The 6,949-nt window shown below is 67.3% G+C and carries 6 protein-coding genes; all 6 read left to right on the forward strand.

The annotated features are described in order from the left end of the window. The first annotated feature begins 260 nt into the window (after positions 1-260). Complete coding sequence (dapB, locus tag G3N97_RS34855) at positions 261-1,058, forward strand: 4-hydroxy-tetrahydrodipicolinate reductase (RefSeq protein ID WP_205997394.1); 798 nt, start codon at positions 261-263, stop codon at positions 1,056-1,058. Between the two features lie 46 nt (positions 1,059-1,104). Further along, positions 1,105-1,839 carry a MotA/TolQ/ExbB proton channel family protein gene (locus tag G3N97_RS34860; RefSeq protein WP_205997395.1) on the forward strand — a complete coding sequence of 245 codons (735 nt, stop codon included), beginning with the start codon at positions 1,105-1,107 and terminating at the stop codon, positions 1,837-1,839. Positions 1,840-1,863: 24 nt separating this feature from the next. Next, on the forward strand, positions 1,864-2,295 hold the full coding sequence (locus G3N97_RS34865; protein ID WP_205997396.1) for a biopolymer transporter ExbD: 432 nt from the start codon (positions 1,864-1,866) through the stop codon (positions 2,293-2,295). Positions 2,296-2,551: 256 nt separating this feature from the next. After that, positions 2,552-5,146 (forward strand): leucine--tRNA ligase, encoded by a 2,595-nt coding sequence (gene leuS, locus G3N97_RS34870; RefSeq protein WP_205997397.1) that lies wholly within the window; start codon positions 2,552-2,554, stop codon positions 5,144-5,146. An 80-nt stretch (positions 5,147-5,226) separates the two neighbouring features. Beyond that, positions 5,227-5,778, forward strand: coding sequence for an LPS assembly lipoprotein LptE (lptE, locus tag G3N97_RS34875; RefSeq protein WP_205997398.1), 552 nt, complete (start codon positions 5,227-5,229; stop codon positions 5,776-5,778). A gap of 83 nt (positions 5,779-5,861) precedes the next feature. After that, a partial coding sequence (gene holA, locus G3N97_RS34880) for a DNA polymerase III subunit delta (RefSeq protein ID WP_205997399.1) occupies positions 5,862-6,949 on the forward strand: 1,088 nt, incomplete at its 3' end.

A 6,949-nucleotide genomic window follows, 5' to 3' on the forward strand; every position in this document is an offset into this window, starting at 1 on the left:
CCACAAAACGCGCCGCGGACCGCGCGACCCACCGTGCCCGCTTCGGGCGCCACGGCCACGGGCAACTGATCGCGGGGTCCGACGGCGCAGCGCGTCGCGCAGTCCGCCGCGCGGTGCGTCGTATCGGACAATTCGCACAGGCGTAGCGCGTTGCGCTGCGCCTCTCCTCGGCGGCTTCGGCCGCCGCGTTTTTTGGTGGTGGCCGCGCGCGGTGTGTCCCGTGCGCGGACGCGGCCAGTTTCACGTTTGCAGGTACCGTCATGAAAATCGCAATCGCCGGCGCATCGGGCCGCATGGGCCGCATGCTCATCGAAGCCGTTCTCAACTCGCCTGACTGCACGCTCTCAGGCGCGCTCGTCCGCACGGGCTCGTCCGTCCTCGGCCAGGACGCGGGTGCGTTCCTCGGCAAGCAAACCGGCGTGCAGATCACCGACGACATCGAACAGGTCTTCGCGCAGAGCGACTGTCTGATCGACTTCACGCGCCCCGAGGGCACGCTCGTGCACCTGGAAGCCGCGCAGCGCCACGGCGTGAAGATGGTGATCGGCACGACCGGCTTCGACGCGCAGCAGAAGGCGCAGCTCGGCGCGGCCGCGCAGAAGGTCGGCGTGGTGTTCGCCGCGAACATGAGCGTCGGCGTGAACGTCACGCTCAAGCTGCTCGAATACGCTGCGCAGTTCTTCGACAAGGGCTACGACATCGAGATCATCGAGGCGCACCATCGCCACAAGGTCGACGCGCCCTCGGGCACCGCCCTTGCGATGGGCGAGGCCGTGGCGCACGCGCTCGGCCGCAACCTCGACGACTGCGCCGTGTATGGCCGCAATGGCGTGACCGGCGAGCGCGATCCCTCGACCATCGGGTTTTCGGCGATTCGCGGCGGCGACATCGTCGGCGACCATACGGTGCTGTTCGCGGGCATCGGCGAGCGCATCGAGATCACGCACAAGTCGTCGAGCCGCCTGTCGTACGCGCAAGGCAGCGTGCGCGCCGCGCTGTTTCTGCAGGACAAGGCGAGCGGCCTGTACGATATGCAGGACGTGCTCGGCCTGCGCTGAGCGAACCTGACACCAACGCGGCAGTTCCGCCGCGAGACGAGGGCCGATGGCAGCGAGTTCCGGAGTCACCCACTATCTGCAGACGAGCGACGCCGTCACCCACGCGGTCGCGTGGGTGCTGCTCGCCATGTCGATCGCGAGCTGGTGTTTTCTGATCGTCAAAAGCTGGATGCTGGTGCGCGCGAAGCGCCAGGGGCCGCGCGCCGTGGCCCGCTTCTGGCAGGCGCATTCGCTCGGCGAGGGCGTGAGCGCGATGCGTGCGGTCGACCGCGAGCGCGTGTTTTTGCCGCTCGCGCAAGCGACCCTCGCAGTCGTCGAATCCGACGCGCCCGGCGCGTTGCTGGCCCGCGTGGATCGCGGCGAGCGTGTGCTGCGCGCGCTGCGCGGTGCGCTTCAGGGGTCGCAACGACGGCTGGAGTTCGGTCAGGTGTTGCTGGCTTCGGTGGGCAGCACGGCGCCGTTCGTCGGCCTGCTCGGCACCGTCTGGGGCATCTATCACGCGCTCGGCAGCATTGCCGCGAGCGGCCAGGCGATGATCGAAAACGTGGCCGGCCCGGTGGGCGAGGCGCTCATCATGACGGCCTTCGGCCTCGTCGTGGCGATTCCCGCGGTGCTCGCCTATAACGTGCTCGGCCGCCTCGTGCGCCAGATCTCCGACGATCTCGACGGCTTCGCGCACGATCTGCACGCTTACGCCTGCGCGCCGGACGACAGCGCCGCAGCGCGCGATCTCCCGCTGGCTGCGCGCAGCGAAGGCGTCACGCGCGCCGGGGCGCTGTGAAGCGCCGCTGACACGGAGGCACGCATGGCATTCGGCGGACTCGAAAAGAAGCGCGATTCGGCACCGATGGCCGAGATCAACATGACGCCGCTCATCGACGTCATGCTCGTGCTGCTCGTCATTTTCATCATCACCGCGCCGCTGTTTACGCACGCGATCCGGCTCGAACTGCCGCAGGTGGCCGCCGAGGCCGCGCGGCAGACGCCGCAGACCGTCACGCTGTCCATCGACGGCGCGGGCAAGCTCTACTGGAACGCCGCGCCCATTTCGCTCGACGAGCTGCGCCAGCGTTTCGCCGACGCGGGCAAGGCGCCCGAGGCGCAGCAGCCCGACCTGCAGCTACGCGCCGCGCGCGACACGCGCTACGACATCATCGCCCAGGTGATGGGCGCGGCGCAGGCTGCGGGCCTCGCGCGCATCGGTTTCGTGACCGATCCGGCGCCCGCGCAGCATTGATCGTCGCGCGCCGCGAGCACGCTGCGCCCGGCGCCGGCGCGCTCATGTCAAACCGGGCGGAAAGCCCGGCCCAGTCAACGGTATAATCAGCGTTTCCCCGCTTATCACGGGGTCGTTTAGCCAGCGTAGCCCGCCACCCGCCGGCGTCGCAGTCCGGCTGCGAACGACCGGTCCGGTGCATCCGGCACCGACTCCGCCTGAATTTGAACTGAATCGGGCCAGAATCCGCCAGATTCCGCGTTACCCCATCCACACCATGCTCGAAAAATACGTTCCCTCCGACGTCGAATCCGCCGCGCAAGGCGAATGGCGCGACAGCGACGCTTACCGGACGGCCGAAAAGGCCGACAAGCCCAAGTTCTATTGCGTCTCGATGCTGCCGTATCCGTCGGGCAAGCTGCACATGGGCCACGTGCGGAACTACACGATCAACGACGTGATGTACCGCTATCTGCGCATGAACGGCTACAACACGCTCATGCCGATGGGCTGGGACGCGTTCGGCATGCCTGCCGAAAACGCCGCGATGGCCAACGGCGTGCCGCCCGCGCAGTGGACGTACAGCAACATCGAGTACATGAAGGGCCAGATGCAGTCGATGGGTCTCGCGATCGACTGGTCGCGCGAAATCGCCACCTGCAAGCCCGACTACTACAAGTGGAACCAGTGGTTCTTCCTGAAGATGCTCGAAAAGGGCATCGCGTACAAGAAGACCGGCACGGTGAACTGGGACCCGGTCGATCAGACTGTGCTCGCCAACGAGCAGGTGATCGACGGTCGCGGCTGGCGCTCGGGCGCGCTGGTGGAAAAGCGCGAAATCCCGATGTACTACCTGCGCATCACGCAGTACGCCGATGAACTGCTGAACGACCTCGACGGCCTCGGCTGGCCCGAGCGCGTCAAGATCATGCAGCAGAACTGGATCGGCAAGAGCTTCGGCGTGAACTTCGGTTTCCCGTACGAACTCGACGGCGAGAAGACGCTGCTGCGCGTGTTCACCACGCGCGCCGACACGATCATGGGCGTGACGTTCTGCGCGATCGCCGCCGAGCACCCGCTCGCCACGCGCATCGCCCAGGACAAGCCGGAACTGCTGCCTTTCATCGACGAATGCAAGCGTGGCGGCGTCGCCGAAGCCGACATGGCCACGATGGAAAAGAAGGGCGTGGACACGGGCTTCACGGTCACGCATCCGGTCACGGGCGAGCAGGTGCCGGTGTGGATCGGCAACTACGTGCTGATGAGCTATGGCGAAGGCGCCGTGATGGGCGTGCCGGGCCACGACGAGCGCGATTTCGCGTTCGCCAAGAAATACGACCTGCCGATCAAGCAGGTGATCGCGGTGGAAGGCGAGACGTACTCGCTCGACGGCTGGCAGGAATGGTACGGCGACAAGGATCGCGCCGTCACCGTGAACAGCGGCAAGTACGATGGCCTGAACTACGCAGCGGCGGTCGACGCCGTGGCGGCGGACCTGAAGGCGCACGGTTACGGCGACAAGCAGGTCACGTGGCGTCTGCGCGACTGGGGCATCTCGCGCCAGCGCTACTGGGGCACGCCGATCCCGATCATCCACTGCCCGAGCTGCGGCGACGTGCCGGTGCCCGAGCAGGACCTGCCGGTCGTGCTGCCGGAAGACCTCGTGCCGGACGGCACGGGCAACCCGCTCGCGAAGTCGGAAGCGTTCCTGAACTGCAAATGCCCGAGCTGCGGCGCCGACGCGAAGCGCGAAACCGACACGATGGACACCTTCGTCGACTCGTCGTGGTACTTCTACCGCTACGCGGCGCCGGACGCAGTGAACATGGTCGACGAGCGCACCGACTACTGGATGCCGATGGACCAGTACATCGGCGGCATCGAGCACGCGATTCTTCACCTGCTGTACTCGCGTTTCTGGGCGAAGGTCTCGCGCGATCTCGGCCTCGTGAAGTTCGGCGAACCGGCGAAGAACCTGCTCACGCAGGGCATGGTGCTCAACGAAACGTTCTATCGCGAAGACGCGTCGGGCAAGAAGACCTGGTATAACCCGGCCGACGTCACGGTCACGCACGACGACAAGGGTCGTCCGACCGGCGCGACGCTCAACAGCGACGGTCAGGCCGTCGTGCTGGGCGGCATCGAGAAGATGTCGAAGTCGAAGAACAACGGCGTCGATCCGCAGGTGCTGATCGATCAGTACGGCGCCGACACCGCGCGTCTCTTCACGATGTTCGCGGCGCCGCCCGAGCAGCAGCTCGAATGGTCGGGCGCGGGCGTGGAAGGCGCGAGCCGCTTCCTGCGCCGCGTCTGGTCGTTCGGCTACACGAACGCGGAAGCGATCCGCTCGCGCGCGACGTTCGACGCCGCTGCGCTCACGGACGCCGAAAAGGCGCTGCGCCGCGAAGTCTATGGCGTGCTCAAGCAGGCCGACTTCGACTATCAGCGTCTGCAATACAACACGGTTGTGTCGGCGGCGATGAAGATGCTCAACGCCATCGACGGTGCGAAGACCGCCGGCGCGGGCGTGCAGCGCGAGACGTTCGGCGTGCTGCTGCGCGTGCTTTATCCGGTCGTGCCACACCTCACGTTCGAACTGTGGAAGCTGCTCGGTTACGCCGACGAATACGGCACGCTGCTCGACGCGCCCTGGCCGAAGGTCGATGAACAGGCGCTCGAACAGGCCGAGATCGAACTCGTGCTCCAGGTGAACGGCAAGGTGCGTGGCGCCGTGACCGTCGCCAAGGATGCGCCGAAGGATGCGATCGAAGCGGCAGCGCTCGCTCACGAGATGTTCGTCAAGTTCGCGGAAGGCCGCGCACCGAAGAAGATCATCGTCGTGCCGGGCCGTCTCGTGAACGTCGTCGTCTGACGTGCCTCCCAGGCCGGCGCGCGCGTGCAAGCGCACCGCGCGCCGGCCGAACTGAATCTGTCGCGAACCCAGGAGTCCACGTGATTCGCAGATCGTTCCTGTTAGTGGCGAGCAGCGCCCTGATGCTCTCGGCGTGCGGTTTTCAGCTGCGCGGCGAGCAGAACTACGCGTTCAAGCGCCTTGCCATCGTCGGCGCTCCCCCGCCCGTGGCGGCGCGCCTTACGCGCATGATCGAAGGCGGCAGCGATTCGGTCGTGGTCGATTCCACGGCCAACGCCGACGCCGTGCTGCGCGTGGGCGAATCGCGCAGCTTCAGCACGCTGACGCTGAGCTCGCTCGGCGCCGTCGAGGAATACCAGGTCAACTATTCGCTCAACTACGCGCTGATGGCGCCGGACGGTTCGCCGCTGATCCGCCCGAGCACGATCGCGCTCAACCGCGCGATGACCTATAGCGACCAGTATTCGACCGCGAAGGTGACCGAGTCGGATCTGCTGTTCGCCGACATGCAGAACGACGCGGTCGATCAGCTCACGCGCCGCCTCGCGGTGCTCAAGACGCTGCATCCGACGCCTGATCAGGTCGTGCCGGGCGTCGCGCCGCGCGCGCCGCTGCCGCCGCCGCCGCTCTGATCGCCGGGTCGGTCACCGGGTCGATCGCTGCACGGATCGGCCCGCGTTGACGCTGTTTTTGTTCTCCTTCTAAAGCGCTCTTCATGCAACTGCGACTGGACGCACTCGAGCCGCACCTCGCCAAGGGGATGGCCGGCCTGTACGTCGTCTTCGGCGACGAGCATCTGCTCGCCCAGGAGGCGTGCGACCGCATCCGGGCGAGCGCGCGCGCCGCGGGCTTTACCGACCGCTCGGTGTTCACGGTCGAGCGCGGTTTCGACTGGAGCGCGCTGCTCGGCGCGAGCCAGTCGATGTCGCTGTTCGGCGATCGCCAGCTGGTCGAGTTGCGCATTCCGACCGGCAAGCCCGGCAAGGAAGGCGCGGATGCGCTGAAGACGCTCGCGAAGTCGGGCAATCCCGATGTGCTGACGCTCGTCACGCTGCCGCGTCTCGATGCGGCCACGCAGAAGTCCGCGTGGTTCACGGCGCTCGCCGAAGGCGGAGTGGCGATCAAGATCGATCCGGTCGAGCGCGCCGCGCTGCCGAACTGGATCGGTCAGCGTCTGGGCATGCAGGGCCAGCGCGTCGCGCCCGGCGAAGATGGCCGCCGCTCGCTGCAGTTCGTCGCGGAGCGCGTCGAAGGCAACCTGCTGGCGGCGCATCAGGAAATCCAGAAGCTCGGGCTGCTGTATCCGCAAGGCGTCCTGAGCTTCGAGCAGATTCACGACGCCGTGCTCAACGTGGCGCGCTACGACGTCTTCAAGCTCAACGAAGCCATGCTGACCGGCGACGCGGGCCGCCTCGCGCGCATGCTCGACGGGTTGCAGGGCGAGGGCGAAGCCTCGGTGCTGGTGCTGTGGGCCGTCGTCGAGGAAATCCGCACGCTGCTGCGCATCAAGCGCGGTGTGGGCGCGGGCAAGCCGCTCGCCATGCTGCTGCGTGAAAACCGCGTCTGGGGACCGCGCGAGCGCCTGATCGGGCCGGCGCTTTCGCGTCTTTCCGAAGCGACGCTGGAGCGCGGTCTCGCGCTCGCGGCGCGGCTCGACCGGCAGGTCAAGGGCCTCTCGGGGCAGGCGCGCGGCGACTGGCGCAATGCGCTGCCGCCCGATGCATGGGATGGCCTGTTCGAACTCGCGATGATGGTGGCCGCGCCGCGCGACACCGCGCCGCCGCCGCGCACCGGCGCGCGCAG

Source organism: Paraburkholderia sp. Ac-20347, from assembly GCF_017104805.1.
Classification (GTDB): Bacteria; Pseudomonadota; Gammaproteobacteria; order Burkholderiales; family Burkholderiaceae; genus Paraburkholderia; species Paraburkholderia tropica.